This window comes from Streptomyces sp. NPDC018029 (assembly GCF_044327655.1).
Lineage (GTDB): Bacteria > Actinomycetota > Actinomycetes > Streptomycetales > Streptomycetaceae > Streptomyces.
In genome coordinates, this window is the sequence record NZ_JBIRFV010000011.1 from 39,894 (window position 1) to 56,346 (window position 16,453).

Consider the following 16,453-nt stretch of genomic DNA (forward strand, 5'->3'; position numbering starts at 1 on the left):
CCCTCGGGACCGACCGCCCTCGCGACCAGGAGCCGCACATGACCACCGAAGCCGCCGGTCCGCTGCTGTCGGCCGCCGACCTGCACATCGCCTTCCCCGGCCGCCGCGGCGCGCCGACCGCCCGTGCCGTGGACGGCGTCGACCTCGACATCAGGGGCGGCGAGATCGTCGCGCTGGTCGGCGAGTCGGGGTGCGGCAAGACGACCCTGGCCCGCTCACTGCTCGGCCTGGTGCCGCCGACCTCCGGCAGGGTGACGTTCGGCGGCAAGCCGCTGGACTACTCGGGCCGCGCCCTCAAGGCGTACCGCAAGCGGGTCCAGCTGGTCCTCCAGGACCCCAGCGGCTCGCTCAACCCCCGGCACACGGTGTACGACGCCGTGGCGGAGGGGCTGCGCATCCACAGGTACGGGGGCGACGAGCGGGCCGCGGTCGCCGAGGCGCTGTCCCGGGCCGGGCTGCGCCCGCCGGACCGCTTCTTCCTGCGCTACCCGCACGAGCTCTCCGGCGGCCAGCGCCAGCGCGTCGTCATCGCGGGCGCGCTGGTCCTCGAACCCGAACTGATCGTCGCCGACGAGCCGGTGGCATCCCTCGACGCGTCCGTGCGCGGCGAGATCCTGGCGTTGCTGCTCCGGCTGCGGGACGAACTCGGCCTCTCCGCACTGGTGGTGACGCACGATCTGGGGCTCGCGTGGAACATCGCGGACCGGGTCGCGGTGATGTATCTGGGCCGGATCGTCGAGACGGGGACAGTGGAGGAGGTGCTGACGGCACCTCAACACCCCTACACGCAGGCCTTGTTGTCCGTGCTCCCCGAGGCACCCGGCGACCCGGTGGTCCTCACGGGTGAGCCGCCGGATCCGTCGCGGATTCCCGGGGGGTGCCGGTTCCATGCGCGGTGCCAGGTGCTGGCCTCGGGCGAGGCGGAGCGGGCCGGCGTCGCGGACCGCTGCCGAGGGGAGGACCTGACGGTCCTGTCCGGCGGCGGCGAGACACAGGTCGCCTGCCACTGGGCGCGGGCACGCTAGCGCGCCACGCCCCGGAGCCCACGGGACCGGTCGCCAGGACAGGGGGCCGGTCGCCAGGACAGGGGAGTTCTTCGGGCGGCAGGCCGGTCCACCGCTCGCCCCAGCCGGCGAAGTAGCGGTACAGACCTCCTCGCCGCCCACGCACGAGCGACTCCCACGCCGTAAAGTGTGCCGACTGCACGTGCACGGCGAGGAGTTGAGGGTCGGATGAGTGAGCCCATCGGGGTCGGCGAGGCCGTCCAGGCGCTCCGGGACGAGCTGCTGGAAGCGGCTGTCGCAGGCGCCGGCAGCAATGTGCAGTTCGAGGTCGGGCCCATCGAGCTGGAGTTCGCGGTCACCCTCACCAGGGAGGCCACCGCCAAGGCGGGCCTCGGGCGGGTGCTGAGCACGGTGGTGTCGGCGGGCGCCTCCGGTAGGCTCGCGAAGGAGGACGTGCACCACGTGAAGCTCGTCCTCACGCCGAGGGACCGTACCGGAAACCCGCTCCTGATCAGCAACGAGGATCCGCCGGAGACCAACTCCCTGGAACCCTCCTTCGGGCGCTGAGAAGCGGCCGCCCGACGTGCAGGAGACACACCGGACCGCTGTGGTGCGTGCGGCGGGGCAGGGGTCGGGCCACCTGCTCGCGCCACGCCTCGTCCTCACCGCGCAGCACGTCCTGGGGGACCGCACGGAGGCGACGGTGCAGGTGCCCGGCAGCGGACCCGTCCCCTGCCGAGTGGTCTGGTCGCGCTCCGACGGGCCTTACGACACGGCCCTGTTGCTGGCCGGTCAGGATCTGGCGCACGGCCTCGCACCCGTGCGCTGGGGCCGGTTGGTGACGCGGGACCCGACGGACACGTCGGTCCGGGGGTACACGGGTCATTCGGGGCGTGCGGGGAACGTGGGGTCCACGTCGTTCATCGGCGTGCTCGACCCCATGGAGGCCGTCGAGTCCGACCGCTACGTACTGAACCTGACCGGCACTCCCCCGCTGGGGTCCGCGCAGGCCTCCCCCTGGGCCGGCCTGTCGGGCGGCGCCGTGTGGTGTGCGGGCACGCTGGTGGGCGTCGCCGTCGCCGACCTGCCGGGCTGGCCGCACAGCAGGATCGAGGCAGTCCCCAGCTATGTGCTCTTCGCGGACGAGGCGTTCCGCGAACTGGTGCGCCGGCACACGGGCGCGACCGTCCACCTCGAACCCGCCGAGTTCGCCGACCACGCCGAATCCGTCGAACCGCTCGTACCGCGATCCGTCGCCACACTGCTCCACCCCAGGGCGGAGACCGTTCGGTTCACCGGCCGCCGTGAACTCCTCGACGAGATGGTGGCGTGGAGCACCGCACCCGACGACCTGTCGATGGCGCTGCTCACCGGGGCCGGCGGCGCCGGAAAGACACGCCTCGCCCGCGAGCTCGGCCACCGGCTCGCCGCGTCCCGGTACGCGGTGGTGCACCTGAGGCGGGGCAGTGGAGTCGACCAGCACCGCCTGCTCGCCGCGACGACGGCCCCCGTCCTGCTCGTGATCGACTACGCCGAGAGCCGGGTGGAGGAGGTGGGAAAGCTCCTCCACCACCTCGGCCGACGCATGAGCGGGGTTCCGTTCAGGGTCCTGCTCGTCGCACGAGCCGTCGGCCAGTGGTGGGAAGAACTGCGCTCTCTCGGCGGGGCGGAAGCGGCCGACATGACGGCACAGATCCGGCGCTGGTCGATCCTGGACACGGTGTCGCTGGGCGTGGCGGAGGACGAGATCTTCCGTACGGCGGTGGAGGACCTGACCAGGGGAGCGGCGGCGCTGGGCCTCGCCGTGTCGGCGGAGGCACCGGGCGACGCGTCCCCCGAGCTGCCCGGCATGCCCCCGCGCCCGCACCGGACCGTCCTCGACATCCACATGGCGGCGCTCGCGAGCGTGCTGGCGCCGAGCGCCCGGGTCCCGGTACGGAGCGCCCAAGAGGCGCTCCTCGGCCACGAGTCGGCGTACTGGCGGGAGACCTCGCGGCGCGCCCCGCTCGCCGCCCTCGGCGACGCCGCGCTGCGCAACGCGGTGGTCACGGCCACGCTCGTGGGCCCGGTGCCGGGTCCGCGCGCCCACGCGATGCTCGCCCGGGTGCCGCGCGTCGGCGACCAGCCGGAGTCGGTGCGACGGGCGGTGGCGGACTGGCTCCACGAGCTCTACCCCCGCCCCGACTCCGCCGACGGCGGCACGTCGTGGCAGTGGGGCCCCCTCCAACCCGACCCCCTGGGCGAGTTCCTCGTGGGCAGGCGGGTGGCCGCCGAGCCGGAGATCCTGCTGCGCCTGCTGCCGGTGCTCGACGCCTGGGAGACGGTGAACGCACTCCTCGTCATGAGCCGGGCCGCGGCGCAGACCGAGTCGGAGCCCCTGGCGGACGTCCTGCGCACCGCCGTCCGCTCCGACCCGGCACGCTTGGCGCCCCTGCTGGTGGCGGCGGGGACGCGCAGCGCGGAACCAGGGATCCTGATCGCGGCGCTCGACCAGATCCTCGTCGAGGAACTGCTGCCGCCGGACCGGCTGCTCGACCTGGCGGCGAGGATCCCGCCCCTCACACGGGCGCTGTCGTCATGGAGCGTCCGCCTGCACGAGAAGCTCCTGCAGGTCGAGCCCGAGCCGACGGCCGCCCACCCGCACCGGGTACGGGCGGGCTCCCTGCACAATCTGGCCGGGCGGCAACTCGCGGCGCACCGCTTCGAGGAGGCACTGGAGGCCGCGACGTCCGGGCTGCGGCTGCTCGACACCGAAGACGCCGGAGGCGTGGGGGGCGTCGACGAAGCTCTGCTCCGGGGACTGCTGCTGTACGACCGGGCGGCAGCACTGGGCAGGCTCGGGCGGGTGGAAGAAGCCGTGCGCGACGGACGGCAGAGCGTCGCCCGGCTCGTGACGTTTCAGGTGGCGGGAGGCAAGGACCAGTGGGCCGTGCGGCCCGCGCTGGGGGCGGTGCTGAACAACCTCTCCCAGCACCTCGCCGAAACGGGCGACGACGAGGCGGCGCTCGCGGCCGCCCACAGGTCGGTCGACATGCGACGCGAACTCGCCGCCGCCGACGCCACTTTGCTGCCCGATCTGGCCAGGTCGCTCAATACGCTCACGCTGCGCCTCCAGGAAGCCGGTGACCTCGCGGCAGCGATGGAGACCGCCGACGAATCCCTGCGCGTCCGCCGGACGGCCGCGCAGGACCATCCGGACGCGTACCTGGAGGAACTTTCCTCGACGTTGCGCAACAGGGCGCGGGTCCTCGTCGACCTGGGCGATCTCGTCGGCGCGCTGGAGGACGCACGGGAAGAGGTGTCGATCAGACGGCGGCTCGCCCGCTCGGGGCAGCCGCGGTCGAGGGTGCACCTCGTGCACGCACTGCACGCACTTGCCGACCTCCGTCTCAAGGCCGGTTCGCCGTCGGAGGCCGTCGAGGCGGCGGACGAGGCCACCGGAGTGGCGCGCGGGCTCGTGGCCGAGGACGGGCGAGAGCATCTGTCGCTGCTCGGGGAGTCCTTCCTCGTACAGACCCGGGCCTTGGTCCACGCGTCGTGCGCATCGGTCGCCTACCGGGTGAACATCAAGGCAGCGCGGGTGTTCCGCACCGTCCACCGCGAGAACCGCGCGGACTGCGTGGGCCTGCTGGCCGCCCTGGCCAATCAGGCCCATTTCATGTCACTGGCCGAGCGACCGAAGGACGAGGAACAGGCGGCCGCCGAATCAGTCGCCGTCCTGGCCGGGCTGCCCGAGGAGCTGAGGGACGAACTGAGGGCCGAGCGCGCCGCGGCGCACGAGTATCACGCCGAAACCCTCATCGCCCTGAGCCGTCCGGCAGCGGCCCGAGAGGCGTGCGACGCCGCGCTGGCCCTGTACCGCGAGCTGGACCGCGAGGACCCGGGCTCCTGCACGGAACGTATCAGGGAGGCGGAGGCACTCCGGCAGTCGGCGGGCCGACGGGAGAAACCGGGGCCCGGAACACCGGGCCCGCGCGGCTAGGCGTTCCGTGCCGCCTCGACCAGTTCGCGGCACCGCTTCACGTCGTCCGCGATGGCGACGAGCAGCGAGTCGACCGAGTCGAACTTGGCCTGGCCGCGCACGAAGGCCAGAAACTCCACGGCCACGTGCAACCCGTACAGGTCGAGGCCGACGCGGTCGATCGCGTACGCCTCGACGGTCCGCTCCGTGCCGTCGAACTGCGGATTCGTGCCCACGGAGATCGCCGCGGGCATGGCCTCGCCCTCGACGTGCAGCCATCCGGCGTAGACGCCGTCGGCGGGGATGGCGGTGTGGGGCAGCGTCTCCACGTTGGCGGTGGGGAAGCCCAGCTCGCGGCCGCGCTGGGCGCCGCGCACGACGACGCCCTCGACGCGGTGCGGGCGGCCGAGGATCTCCGCGGCCCCCGTCACGTCCCCCTCGGCGATCAGGCGCCGGGTCAGCGTCGAGGAGAACGGCTCGCCGCCACCCGCCTCGCCGCTCACGTACAGGTCGATGACATCGACTTCGTAGTCGTACGTCCGGCCGAGCTCGGCCAGGAAGTCGACATTGCCCGCGGCCTTGTGGCCGAAGCGGAAGTTGGGGCCCTCGACGACCACGCGCGCGTGCAGCTTGTCGACGAGGACCTTGACCACGAAGTCGGCGGGCGACAGCTTCGAGAACTCGGTGGTGAAGGGGAGGATCAGCAGCGCGTCCACGCCCAGCTCGGCCATCAGCTCGGCGCGCCGGTGGTGCGGGGCGAGCAGCGGCGGGTGGCTGCCGGGGCGCACGACCTCGCTGGGGTGCGGGTCGAAGGTGACGACCACGGCGGGCACGCCGAGCTCACGCGCGTGCTCCACGGCGCGCCCGATGATCAGCTGGTGACCGCGGTGCACGCCGTCGTAGGAACCGATGGTGACGACGCTGCGCCCCCAGTCCTGGGGGATGTCCTCCAAGCCACGCCAGCGCTGCACTTCTTTGCTCCTCGCCGAACCCGTATACGTCACATACATCTGTACGTTCCCATTGCCGATTGCGCAGGTCTAAGACTGCCATGCCGACGGGTCCCGGCTCGCACCGGAGGGAGTGGCGGGGGTCACTCTGTCCGGGCCCTTCTAGGCGAGGACGCGGATGCCGCCCGTGAGGTTCTCGATCGTGCGGTGGGCGCTCGGGCCGACCAGTGCGGCCCACTCCTGCGGGGCGGCCTCGATCCAACCGGCGACCAGCGCGGCGAAACCGGGGCACCCGCGAGCCAGTTCGACCAGGCGCCGGTCGAAGCGGGCCGCGCCCTCCGGGGTGCGCACGAGCAGCAGTCCGACGCGCCGCACGAGCTCGCGGGGGCGGTCCTCGCCGCGCTCCCCTGCGCCACGCGCCACCGACCGCAGGACGCTCTCCAGGACCGCGGCGTCCCGCTCCTGGCTGAGCAGTACGTCGAGCAGCTCGCCGCGCAGTCCGCGTGACGCGGCGGTGCCCGGGGCGGCGAGGACGGGCGCGAGGGCGGCCCGCACCTGCACGGGCTTGCTGTGCAGCAGCCCGGCGACCAGCGGGAAGAGGACGCCGCGCACGGCCGGGCCGTGTTCGAGGCGCCGGTCGATGTACGCGGCGGCGAGCCCGGCCGCCTCGGGGCGGGCCTCCAGGAGGTCGTGGACGAGGGTGGCGACGCGGCGCGCGAGGGCGGGCGTGGTCACGTCGGCGAGGGCGCACAGGACGTCGTCGGCGGCCGGGCCCTGCGCGTGCAGGCGGGCGCGGAAGGCGTCGAGGACGGGGTCGGGGTGGGTGGGCAGGGCGGTGGCCAGGGCGCTCGCGGGCAGCTGCGGGTCCGCGGCGGCGAAGCGCCGCAGGGCCTGGTGCAGGTGCTGGGAGCGGGTCTGCGGGTCGCGGACGAGGAGGGCGAGCGCCGGGCCGTGCAGAGTGTCGTCGGCGGGGCGGGCGAGCAGCGCGGCGGCGGCGTGCCGCAGGAGCGCGCGGTCCGTGTCGGTGGTGGTGTGCGGGGCGGCGCGCAGGCCGTAGGTGGCGGCGGCGACGCGCCGGGCGGGGCGCTCGTCGTGGGCCCAGCGGCCGACCGCGCGGCAGACGGCCGAGGGCTCCTCCTCGGCGAGCGCGGCGAGCAGCTCGTCGGCGCGGGCGTGGGCGCGGTCGACCAGGGTCTCCGTGAGGTCGTCGATGGCGCGGTGCCGGTGGGTGTGGAGCAGCGCCTGTGCGGCGGAGGCGACGGTGGCGTCGGGCGCGGCGGCCAGCGGCCGCTCGTCGGCGAACCACTGGGCGAGCTGCGGCTGTACGCCCACGGGGTCGGCGGTGAGCAGTTCGGCGACGGCGTCGAGGCAGCGGTCCGGGGCCCCCGGTGGTCCGTCGCGCACGACGAGCCGCCGCAGCAGTGCGAACCGGTCGGCCCGGCCCAGCGGCAGCCGCAGCCAGAAGGCGGTCCCGAACTCCCCCCGGTCGGCGAGGGGTTCGAGCACCGCGAGGTACGGGGACGCGTCGCGGACCCGCAGCAGCACCTCCGCGAGCAGTCGGCGGGCCCACCACGCGGCGTCCTCGGACCCGGCCGCCCCGGAGACGTCGAAATCCGCCAGCGCATCCGCCAACTCGACGAGCCGTGAGGCCAGTTCGGCGGCGCCCCGCTGCCGGCCCAGCGACAGCAGCGACTGGATCACCGGGCCGATGCGGTGCCGTGGCACCGGCACGGGCGCCGGGCGGGACGGGTCGCGCCGTCGCTGTTCGGGAACGGACGGGTTCCGTGCCGCGTCCCGGTGCCGGTGGACCAGTGAGGCCAGCGCCCCGTCGACGTCGAGGTGCATTCCCTGGAGCCAGTCGGCCACCTCCTCGTGCGCGAAGCGGTAGCCCGGCCCTGCCGGCACGAGCAGTCCCTCGGTGAGCACCGCCGACGCCCACCCCGTGCAGGCCCCGCTCCCCCGGCCCGGCAGCGCTCCCCACGGGAACACCGCTTCGAAGGAGGCCCTGTCCAGCTGTCCCTGGCCGGGTCCGAGACAGCGCCGTGCCGCCTCGTGGACCTGGCCGGACACCGTCGCCGCGAGGCGCCGCACGGCGGTCCCGCGCAGCCCTTTCGGCGCCGCGAGCCGCACCGCGATCCGCAAGCACACCAGGTCGAGATAGGCGCCGAAGATGTCTTCCCGGTCCGGGGTGCCGGGCGGCGGCGCGTCCGGCCGGGCGGCCCGCACCTCGGCGAGCAGCCGCAGCGCCAGCGGGTGCCGCGCGTCGGCGTCGGCCATCGCGCCGTCGGGGATGCCGTACCGCGCGCGGGCCCGGCGGGCCTGCGGCTCCGGCAGATCGCCGAGGTGTACGCAGCCGGGGAGCCCCGCGCCGTCCCCCGCCGGGTGCGACACCGCACCGAAGTGCGCGCCGGCCTGCTCCCAGTACTCCGCACGGCAGGCGATGACGAGGCGGGCGCCGGTGTCCCGCAGCCACCGGGCCGTGCCGTCGCTCCACTCCGCGAGGCGGTGGGCGAGCACGGGCGGCATCTCCTCGGGGCCGTCGAGCAGCAGGAGCAGCGGCCGTCCCGCGTCCCGCACGAGCCGGGCCACGCGGTGGGCCGAGATGTCTCCGAGGTCCCGGTCCGCGGACTCCTCCTCCGCCGCCGCCAGGATTCGCCCCGCGCGGTCCAGCGCCCGCTCCACCGCGTCGCCCACGGAGGCGTCCATGCCGAGCAGGTCGGCGCCGCGCAGCCACAGCGTGGGGGCGGGCTCGGCGCCCCTGGCCCGGCGCGCCGCGAGCGCGGCCAGCTCCGTGGTGCGTCCCGTGCCGGGGTCGCCGACGAGGCCGAGCACCCGCGCGGGGCCCGCGGTGAAGGCGGTGAACTCCCGTGCGGTGTCGGGCCGTTCGACCGGTTCGAGAGGGGCGGTGTGCGGAAGGGCGGCGTGCGGGCCGTCGGAGCCCGCCGATGTGGCGGTCAGGTGCAGCGCGCCCGCGAGGTTGAGGTCTTCGCCGTACGCGGGCACGGTCGCGGCGTTGCGCGCGAGGAGCTCGGCGAGCGGTCCGCCCGGGTCGGCGGCCGCCGCGTCCCGCAGCGCCACCGCGAAGCCCGCCGGGCGGGGCGTCCAGATGTCCTGGCCGGGCGGCGCGGCGGGCCCTGCGGCCTGGGGCAGCAGGGCGGTCCCGAGGACGGCGAGCACGGCGCCGGACGAGGCGTCCACGACGGGTCCGCCCGCGGCCCCGCCGCCGAGCCGCAGCGCGTCGGCGCCGTCCGTGCCGATCGCGAGCTCCAGGGCGGCGCCGACCAGGTGGAAGCGGTCCGTCGCCGTGTAGGTGACGGCCGAGGTGCCGAGGACGCGTGCCTCGCGCCAGCCGCGCGCGGTGATCCGCACGTATGTTCCGCTCGGCACGCGGTTCCGCGTGGTGACCGGGAGGGGCCGCAGCCCGAGCCCTTCCGTGCGGATGAGTGCGAGGTCGGCTTCGGGCAGGGCCACCACGGCCTCGGCGGGGACCACGCAGGTCCGCTCGTCCGGCCCGTGCAGGACGATCCGGGCGAGTCCGTCGACCGCCTCGTGGCTGGTGACGACCGTGCCGTGCTCGTCGGCCGCGAAGCCCATGCCGCGCGGGCGCCCGGCGAGATCGCACACCCGCACCACGGACCGGTCCGGCGCCGGAGCCGAGAGCCCTCCTCCGCCGCGTCCCGCCATGCTCCAACCTCCCCACCGTGCCCCGTTCTCCCGACCGTAGGTCGGGAGTGATCAGCGGGACAGAAGGCCGCGCGAACGCGCCCCCTTCCGACCCCCCGGTTCACTCCGAGCGCCTGCCCGAAGGGGTGAATCGGCGGGTGGTGATGGAAACACCACTAGTGGGGGGAATGGTGGAGCGGCGGACCAGGGTCCGCCGCTCCACAATGTCGTCGGGCGGGAAGGCCACCGGACGAGGAGGCCGTCAGGGTCGCACGCCCACCGGACGAGAAGGCTGTCAGGCGAAGACGGCCAGGCTCTTGGCCTTGCCCCGCGACTCCTCCGCAAGGACCAGGAAGCGGCCCTCCGGGTCGAAGACGGCGACGGCGCCCACCCCCGCGTACTCCTCGGGCATGTCGATGCGGACGCCGTTGAGCAGCAGCCGGCCGCGCTTCTCGTCCACGTCCCAGCGCGGGAAGGCCCGCCCCGCGGCCTCGGCCACGGGCATCACGGTCAGCTCCTCCTGGAGCTGGTCGAGGGTCTTGGCCGCGTCCAGCTTGTAGGGGCCGACGCGGGTGCGGCGCAGCGCGGTCAGGTGGCCGCCGACGCCGAGGTCGGCGCCGAGGTCGCGGGCGATCGCCCTGATGTACGTCCCCGAGGAGCAGACGACCGAGACGACCAGGTCGAGGACGGGCGTGCCGTCCTCGGCGACGGCGTCACGGATGTCGTAGACCGTGAAGGCGGAGATCGTCACGGGCCTGGCCGGGATCTCGAAGTCCTCGCCCTTGCGGGCACGGGCGTACGACCGCTTGCCGTCGATCTTGATGGCGCTGACCTTCGACGGCACCTGCATGATGTCGCCGGACAGCTTGGCGACACCCTCGTCGATGGCCGCACGGGTGACCTTCGAGGCGTCGGCGGACGAGGTGATCTCGCCCTCGGCGTCGTCGGTGATCGTGTTCTGCCCGAGGCGGATGGTGCCCAGGTACTCCTTCTCGGTCAGCGCCAGGTGGCCGAGGAGCTTGGTGGCGCGCTCCACGCCGAGCACGAGCACACCCGTCGCCATCGGGTCGAGGGTGCCCGCGTGTCCGACGCGGCGGGTCTTGGCGATCCCGCGCATCTTGGCCACCACGTCGTGCGAAGTGAAGCCGGACGGCTTGTCGACGATGACAAGGCCGTCCGGCGTTGTGGTGCTGCTCTTGCTCATGCGCGGGCGTCGCCGTCCGTCTCGTCTGCGGTGCCGTCCGTGTCCTCGTCGGACTCGGGCTTCTTGTACGGGTCGGCGTCGCCCGCGAACTCGGCGCCCGCGGAGACCTCCCGCACCTTCTCGTCCGACATGCGCGCCTTGTCGAGGAGGTCCTCGATGGCTCGCGCGTTGTCCGGCAGGGCGTCGGCGACAAAGGACAGGGTCGGCGTGAACTTCACGCCGGCGGCCTGTCCGACCGCCGACCGGAGCACGCCCTTGGCGCTCTCCAGGCCCGCGGCGGCCGCCGCACGGTCCTCGTCGTCCCCGTAGACCGTGTAGAAGACCGTAGCCTCCCGCAGGTCGCCGGTCACCCGGGTGTCCGTGATCGTCACGTGCGTTCCGAGCCGCGGGTCCTTGATCCCGCGCTGCAGCTTCTGAGCAACCACCTCTCGAATGAGGTCCGCCAGCCTTTTCGCCCGCGCGTTGTCGGCCACTGCTCCGTCTCCCTTATCCCCGGGCATTCCCTGGGCTTGTCTTGCTGTGTTCAATCGTCGTCGCCGTGCAGCCGCCGCCGGACCGACAGCAGCTCCACTTCGGGCCGGGCGGCGACGAGGCGTTCGCACCGGTCCAGTACGTCCGTGAGATGAGCCCAGTCGCCCGACACCACAGCGAGGCCGATCTCGGCCCGCCGGTGCAGATTCTGACCGCCGACCTCCGCCGCGCTCACCGCGTACTTGCGCTGGAGTTCGGCGACGATCGGACGGACGACGGAGCGTTTCTCCTTCAGCGAATGTACGTCGCCGAGGAGCAGGTCGAAGGACAGAGTCCCCACATACATGTGTGTCCGGATGTCCCGCCGGTACGGGTTCGGCGCCCCGCCAACCGCTTGGCAGGGACACAAGAACCGTACACGGAACGGCCGGGGCCGATCGACGGGATTTACCTCCCCTCGACCGGCCCCGGTTCGAGCTGTCGTGATCAGCCGCGCGGCTTCTCGCGCATCTCGTACGTCGCGATGACGTCGTCGATCTTGATGTCGTTGAAGTTTCCGAGGTTGATACCGCCCTCGAAGCCTTCGCGGATCTCGGTGACGTCGTCCTTGAAGCGGCGCAGGCCCTCGATGTTGAGGTTCTCCGCGATGACCTTGCCATCGCGCAGCAGGCGGGCCTTGGTGTTGCGCTTGACCTCGCCGGAGCGGATGAGAACACCCGCGATGTTGCCGAGCTTGGACGAGCGGAAGACCTCGCGGATCTCCGCGGTGCCGAGCTCGACCTCCTCGTACTCCGGCTTGAGCATGCCCTTGAGGGCCGCCTCGATCTCCTCGATGGCCTGGTAGATCACCGAGTAGTAGCGGACGTCGACGCCCTCGCGCTCCGCCATCTGCGCGGCACGGCCTGCCGCACGGACGTTGAAGCCGATGACGATGGCGTCGGAGCCCATCGCCAGGTCGATGTCCGACTCGGTGACCGCACCCACACCGCGGTGCAGGACCCGGATGTCGACCTCTTCGCCGACGTCCAGCTGGAGCAGGGAGGACTCGAGAGCCTCGACGGAACCGGAAGCGTCACCCTTGATGATGAGGTTGAGCTGCTGGATCTCGCCGGCCTTGAGCACCTTGTCCAGGTCCTCGAGCGAGACACGGCGCACGCGCTTGGCGAACGCGGCGTTGCGCTCACGGGCGGCACGCTTCTCGGCGATCTGACGGGCCGTACGGTCCTCGTCGACGACCAGGAAGTTGTCGCCGGCGCCCGGGACGTTGGTGAGACCGAGGACGAGGACCGGGGTCGACGGACCCGCCTCTTCCACGTTCTCGCCCTTGTCGTCGAGCATCGCGCGGACTCGGCCGTAGGCGTCACCGGCGACCATCGTGTCGCCGACGCGGAGGGTACCGCGCTGGACGAGGACGGTCGCGACGGCGCCGCGGCCCTTGTCGAGGTGGGCCTCGATGGCAATACCCTGCGCGTCCTGCTCCGGGTTGGCCCGCAGGTCGAGCGAGGCGTCCGCGGTCAGGACCACGGCCTCGAGCAGCTGCTCGATGTTGAGGCCCTGGCGCGCGGAGATGTCGACGAACATCGTGTCGCCGCCGTACTCCTCGGCCACCAGACCGAACTCGGTGAGCTGACCGCGCACCTTGGTCGGGTCGGCACCCTCGACGTCGATCTTGTTGACCGCGACCACGATCGGCACGTCGGCCGCCTTGGCGTGGTTCAGCGCCTCGATCGTCTGCGGCATCACACCGTCGTTCGCCGCGACCACGAGGATCGCGATGTCGGTGGACTTCGCACCACGGGCACGCATGGCGGTGAACGCCTCGTGACCGGGGGTGTCGATGAAGGTGATGGCGCGCTCTTCGCCGTTGACCTCGGTCGCGACCTGGTAGGCACCGATGTGCTGGGTGATGCCACCGGCCTCGCCCGCGACGACGTTCGTCTTGCGGATGGCGTCGAGGAGGCGGGTCTTTCCGTGGTCGACGTGACCCATGACGGTCACTACCGGCGGACGGGCGATGAGGGCCTCTTCGCCGCCCTCGTCCTCGCCGAACTCGATGTCGAACGACTCGAGCAGCTCGCGGTCCTCCTCCTCGGGGCTGACGATCTGAACCGTGTAGTTCATCTCGTCGCCGAGGAGCTGCAGCGTCTCGTCAGAGACGGACTGCGTGGCCGTGACCATCTCGCCGAGGTTCATCATCACCGCGACGAGCGACGCCGGGTTGGCGTTGATCTTCTCGGCGAAGTCGGTGAGGGAGGCACCGCGCGACAGGCGAACGGTCTCGCCGTTGCCGCGAGGCAGCATCACGCCGCCGACCGACGGGGCCTGCATGGCCTCGTACTCCTGGCGCCTCTGCCGCTTCGACTTGCGACCGCGACGCGCGGGACCGCCGGGACGGCCGAAGGCGCCCTGCGTGCCACCGCGGCCACCCGGACCACCGGGACGGCCACCGAAGCCGGGACGGCCGCCGAAGCCGCCGCCGCCACCGGGACGACCGGCACCGCCGCCACCGGGACCGCCGGGACGACCGGCGAAACCGCCGCCGCCACCACCGGGACCGGCCGGACGGCCCGCGAAGCCGCCGCCACCGGGACGACCGCCGCCGCCCGGACGACCGCCGCCGCCGGGACCACGACCGCCGCCGGGGCCACCGCCGGGGCGCGGGCCGGCAGCGGGACGCTGCGGCATCATGCCCGGGTTCGGACGGTTACCGGCGGGACCGCCGCCGGGGGCGCCGCCGGGACGCGGAGCCTGCGGACGGGGCATGCCGCCCGGAGTCGGACGGGCACCGCCCTGACCCTGCGGACGGGGAGCGCCACCGGGGCCGCCCTGGCCCTGCGGGCGCGGGGCGCCGCCGGGGCCGCCCTGGCCGCCGGGACGCGGGGCGCCGCCGGGACGGGGCGCCTGCGGGCGCGCCATGCCGGTGGAGCCGCCGGAGGTGAAGGGGTTGTTGCCCGGACGCGGACCCGCGGGACGGGCACCACCGGGACGCGGGGCACCGCCCTGGCCGCCGGGACGCGGGGCGCCCTGACGGTCACCGCGGTCGCCGCGCTCAGTGCGGTCGCCACGGCCCTGACCCTGACCCTGGCCCTGACCGGGGGCCGGACGGCCACCGGGCTTCGGGGCACCCGGGCGGGCGGCCGGACGGGGGCTCTGCGGGGCCGCGGGGGCGGCCGGAGCAGCCGGGGCGGCCGGCGGAGCGGTGAACTCCGGGGCGGCCGGAGCCGGCGAGGCCGGCGCGGGCTTGGGGGCCGGCGGCTTCGGTCCCGGCGTCGGGCGCGGGCCCGGGGTCGCCGGCGAAGCCGCGGGCTTCTCGGCCGCGGCGGGCTTGGGCGCCGGCGGCTTGGGCGCGGCCGGACCCGGACGGGCGGCCTGCGCGGGAGAGGGGGTCGCCGGGCCCGAGGGGGCCGGCGGCTTGGGGGCGGCCTGCTTGCGCGGCGCGCCGGGCTTGGCGGCGGACTTGCCGTTGCCGCCGCCCTGCTGGAATGCGTCAGTCAGTTTGCGTACTACGGGCGCCTCGATCGTCGAGGACGCCGAACGTACGAATTCACCGAGTTCTGTGAGCTTGGCCATGACGACCTTGCTCTCTACCCCGAACTCCTTGGCGAGTTCGTATACCCGGACCTTAGCCACTTCGCTCCTTTTAGGTCCGGGTTACGCCGGACCGTCGCTACTTCATGGGCGTACTCATCGCGTGCTCATCGAGTGCTCATCGCAATCTCGACCTACTTCCAACTCGCGGAATACCAAGGCCGCACGGGGTTCCGTGCGACCACGTCTTACGGTGTTGCCTGCTCGGCAACTGCCTCGACAGCCCGGCGCAAGGCCTCCGTGTCGAGCGGTCCCTGGGCTCGAAAGGCCCTCGGAAGCGCCCGGCGGCGGACCGCCAGGTCCAGACAGACCAGGGCGGGGTGTACATACGCACCCCGGCCGGGCAGCGTACCGCGAGGATCGGGGGCGCAGACGCCCTCTTTCGCCACGATGCGCAGCAGATCGCTCTTGGCCGCTCGCTCCCGGCACCCCACACAGGTGCGCTCAGGGCGTGCGCGGGCATGCGTCCGGCCAGACACGCTTAAGTCTACCTCCCCGCACCGACCTCACCCCTTCGGGGCAAGAATCGAACGGCTACTCGCCACATACTGTCGTGATCGAAGCGGTGGCCGCCCGGAATTTATTCCCGCGACGGCTTCCGCCGCTGGTCCGCTACCGGTCGTCCCGGTCGTCGGGCTGCTCCGTGTCCGGCCTGATGTCGATGCGCCAGCCCGTGAGGCGGGCGGCCAGGCGGGCGTTCTGCCCCTCCTTGCCGATCGCGAGCGACAGCTGGTAGTCCGGCACGGTCACCCGGGCCGAGCGGGCGCCGAGGTCGACGACCTCGACCTTGCTGACGCGGGCCGGGGAGAGCGCGTGGGCGACCATCTCCGCCGGGTCGTCGGACCAGTCGACGATGTCGATCTTCTCGCCGTTGAGCTCGCCCATCACGTTGCGCACGCGGCTGCCCATGGGGCCGATGCAGGCACCCTTGGCGTTGAGCCCCGAGCGCGTCGAGCGGACCGCGATCTTGGTGCGGTGACCGGCCTCGCGGGCGATGGCGGTGATCTCGACGGAACCGTCGGCGATCTCCGGGACCTCCAGCGCGAAGAGCTTCTTCACCAGGTTCGGGTGGGTGCGCGACAGCGTCACGGACGGGCCGCGGACGCCCTTCGCCACCCGGACGACGTAGCTCCGCAGGCGCATCCCGTGGGGGTACTCCTCGCCGGGCACCTGCTCCTGCACCGGCAGGATGGCCTCCAGCTTGCCGATGTCCACAAGGACGTTCTTCGGGTCGCGGCCCTGCTGGACGACACCGGTGACGATGTCGCCCTCACGGCCCGCGTACTCACCGAGGGTCACGTCGTCCTGGGCGTCGCGCAGGCGCTGCAGGATGACCTGCTTCGCCGTGGTCGCGGCGATGCGGCCGAAGTCGGACGGGGTGTCGTCGAACTCCTTGGGCTCCTGGCCCTCTTCGAGGTCCGCCGGGTCCTCCGTCGCCCACACCGTCACGTGGCCGGTCTCCCGGTCCAGCTTCACCCGTGCGCGGCGGAAACTGCCTTCGGTGCGGTGGTAGGCGATGAGGAGGGCCGACTCGATCGCCTCGACGAGGAGGTCGAAGGAGATCTCCTTCTCCCGGACCAGACCCCGCAGGGCACTCATGTCGATGTCCACG

The 16,453-nt window shown here is 73.3% G+C and carries 11 protein-coding genes; 3 read left to right on the plus strand and 8 right to left on the minus strand.

Annotation, left to right across the window (positions count from 1 at the left end; genetic code table 11):
• The first annotated feature begins 38 nt into the window (after nt 1–38).
• The 3 genes from ACH4D5_RS30270 (at nt 39) to ACH4D5_RS30280 (ending at nt 4,986) form a co-directional block, all read left to right on the plus strand.
• Nucleotides 39–1,025, plus strand: coding sequence for an ABC transporter ATP-binding protein (locus ACH4D5_RS30270; protein WP_398308541.1), 987 nt, complete (start codon nt 39–41; stop codon nt 1,023–1,025).
• Nucleotides 1,026–1,232: 207 nt separating this feature from the next.
• Complete coding sequence (locus ACH4D5_RS30275; protein WP_398308543.1) at nt 1,233–1,571, plus strand: trypco2 family protein; 339 nt, start codon at nt 1,233–1,235, stop codon at nt 1,569–1,571.
• Between the two features lie 16 nt (nt 1,572–1,587).
• Nucleotides 1,588–4,986 carry a tetratricopeptide repeat protein gene (locus ACH4D5_RS30280; protein ID WP_398308545.1) on the plus strand — a complete coding sequence of 1,133 codons (3,399 nt, stop codon included), beginning with the start codon at nt 1,588–1,590 and terminating at the stop codon, nt 4,984–4,986.
• On the opposite strand, the gene ACH4D5_RS30285 is transcribed toward ACH4D5_RS30280, so the two are convergent.
• From ACH4D5_RS30285 to nusA, 8 genes are all read right to left on the minus strand, one after another.
• Entirely contained in the window at nt 4,983–5,936 is a 954-nt protein-coding gene (locus tag ACH4D5_RS30285; protein ID WP_398308547.1) for a bifunctional riboflavin kinase/FAD synthetase, read from the minus strand. The genes ACH4D5_RS30280 and ACH4D5_RS30285 overlap by 4 nt on opposite strands.
• Before the next feature lie 141 nt (nt 5,937–6,077).
• Nucleotides 6,078–9,599 (minus strand): trypsin-like peptidase domain-containing protein, encoded by a 3,522-nt coding sequence (locus ACH4D5_RS30290; RefSeq protein ID WP_398308549.1) that lies wholly within the window; start codon nt 9,597–9,599, stop codon nt 6,078–6,080.
• A gap of 274 nt (nt 9,600–9,873) precedes the next feature.
• The gene (gene truB, locus ACH4D5_RS30295) at nt 9,874–10,782 is read right to left on the minus strand and encodes a tRNA pseudouridine(55) synthase TruB (protein ID WP_398308551.1); all 909 of its coding nucleotides are present in this window, start codon (nt 10,780–10,782) and stop codon (nt 9,874–9,876) included.
• A complete protein-coding gene (rbfA, locus tag ACH4D5_RS30300) occupies nt 10,779–11,255 on the minus strand; it encodes a 30S ribosome-binding factor RbfA (RefSeq protein ID WP_398308553.1) in 477 nt (158 codons plus the stop codon). Before rbfA ends, truB begins: the two co-directional genes overlap by 4 nt.
• A 50-nt stretch (nt 11,256–11,305) precedes the next feature.
• Nucleotides 11,306–11,599 carry a DUF503 domain-containing protein gene (locus ACH4D5_RS30305; RefSeq protein WP_398308555.1) on the minus strand — a complete coding sequence of 98 codons (294 nt, stop codon included), beginning with the start codon at nt 11,597–11,599 and terminating at the stop codon, nt 11,306–11,308.
• A 140-nt stretch (nt 11,600–11,739) separates the two neighbouring features.
• Complete coding sequence (gene infB, locus ACH4D5_RS30310) at nt 11,740–14,883, minus strand: translation initiation factor IF-2 (RefSeq protein WP_398308557.1); 3,144 nt, start codon at nt 14,881–14,883, stop codon at nt 11,740–11,742.
• Between the two features lie 146 nt (nt 14,884–15,029).
• Nucleotides 15,030–15,320: a YlxR family protein gene (locus ACH4D5_RS30315; protein ID WP_398308559.1), complete on the minus strand. Its 291-nt coding sequence runs from the start codon at nt 15,318–15,320 to the stop codon at nt 15,030–15,032.
• 133 nt (nt 15,321–15,453) lie between these two features.
• Nucleotides 15,454–16,452 (minus strand): transcription termination factor NusA, encoded by a 999-nt coding sequence (gene nusA / locus ACH4D5_RS30320; RefSeq protein ID WP_398308561.1) that lies wholly within the window; start codon nt 16,450–16,452, stop codon nt 15,454–15,456.
• Nucleotide 16,453 lies beyond the last annotated feature (1 nt).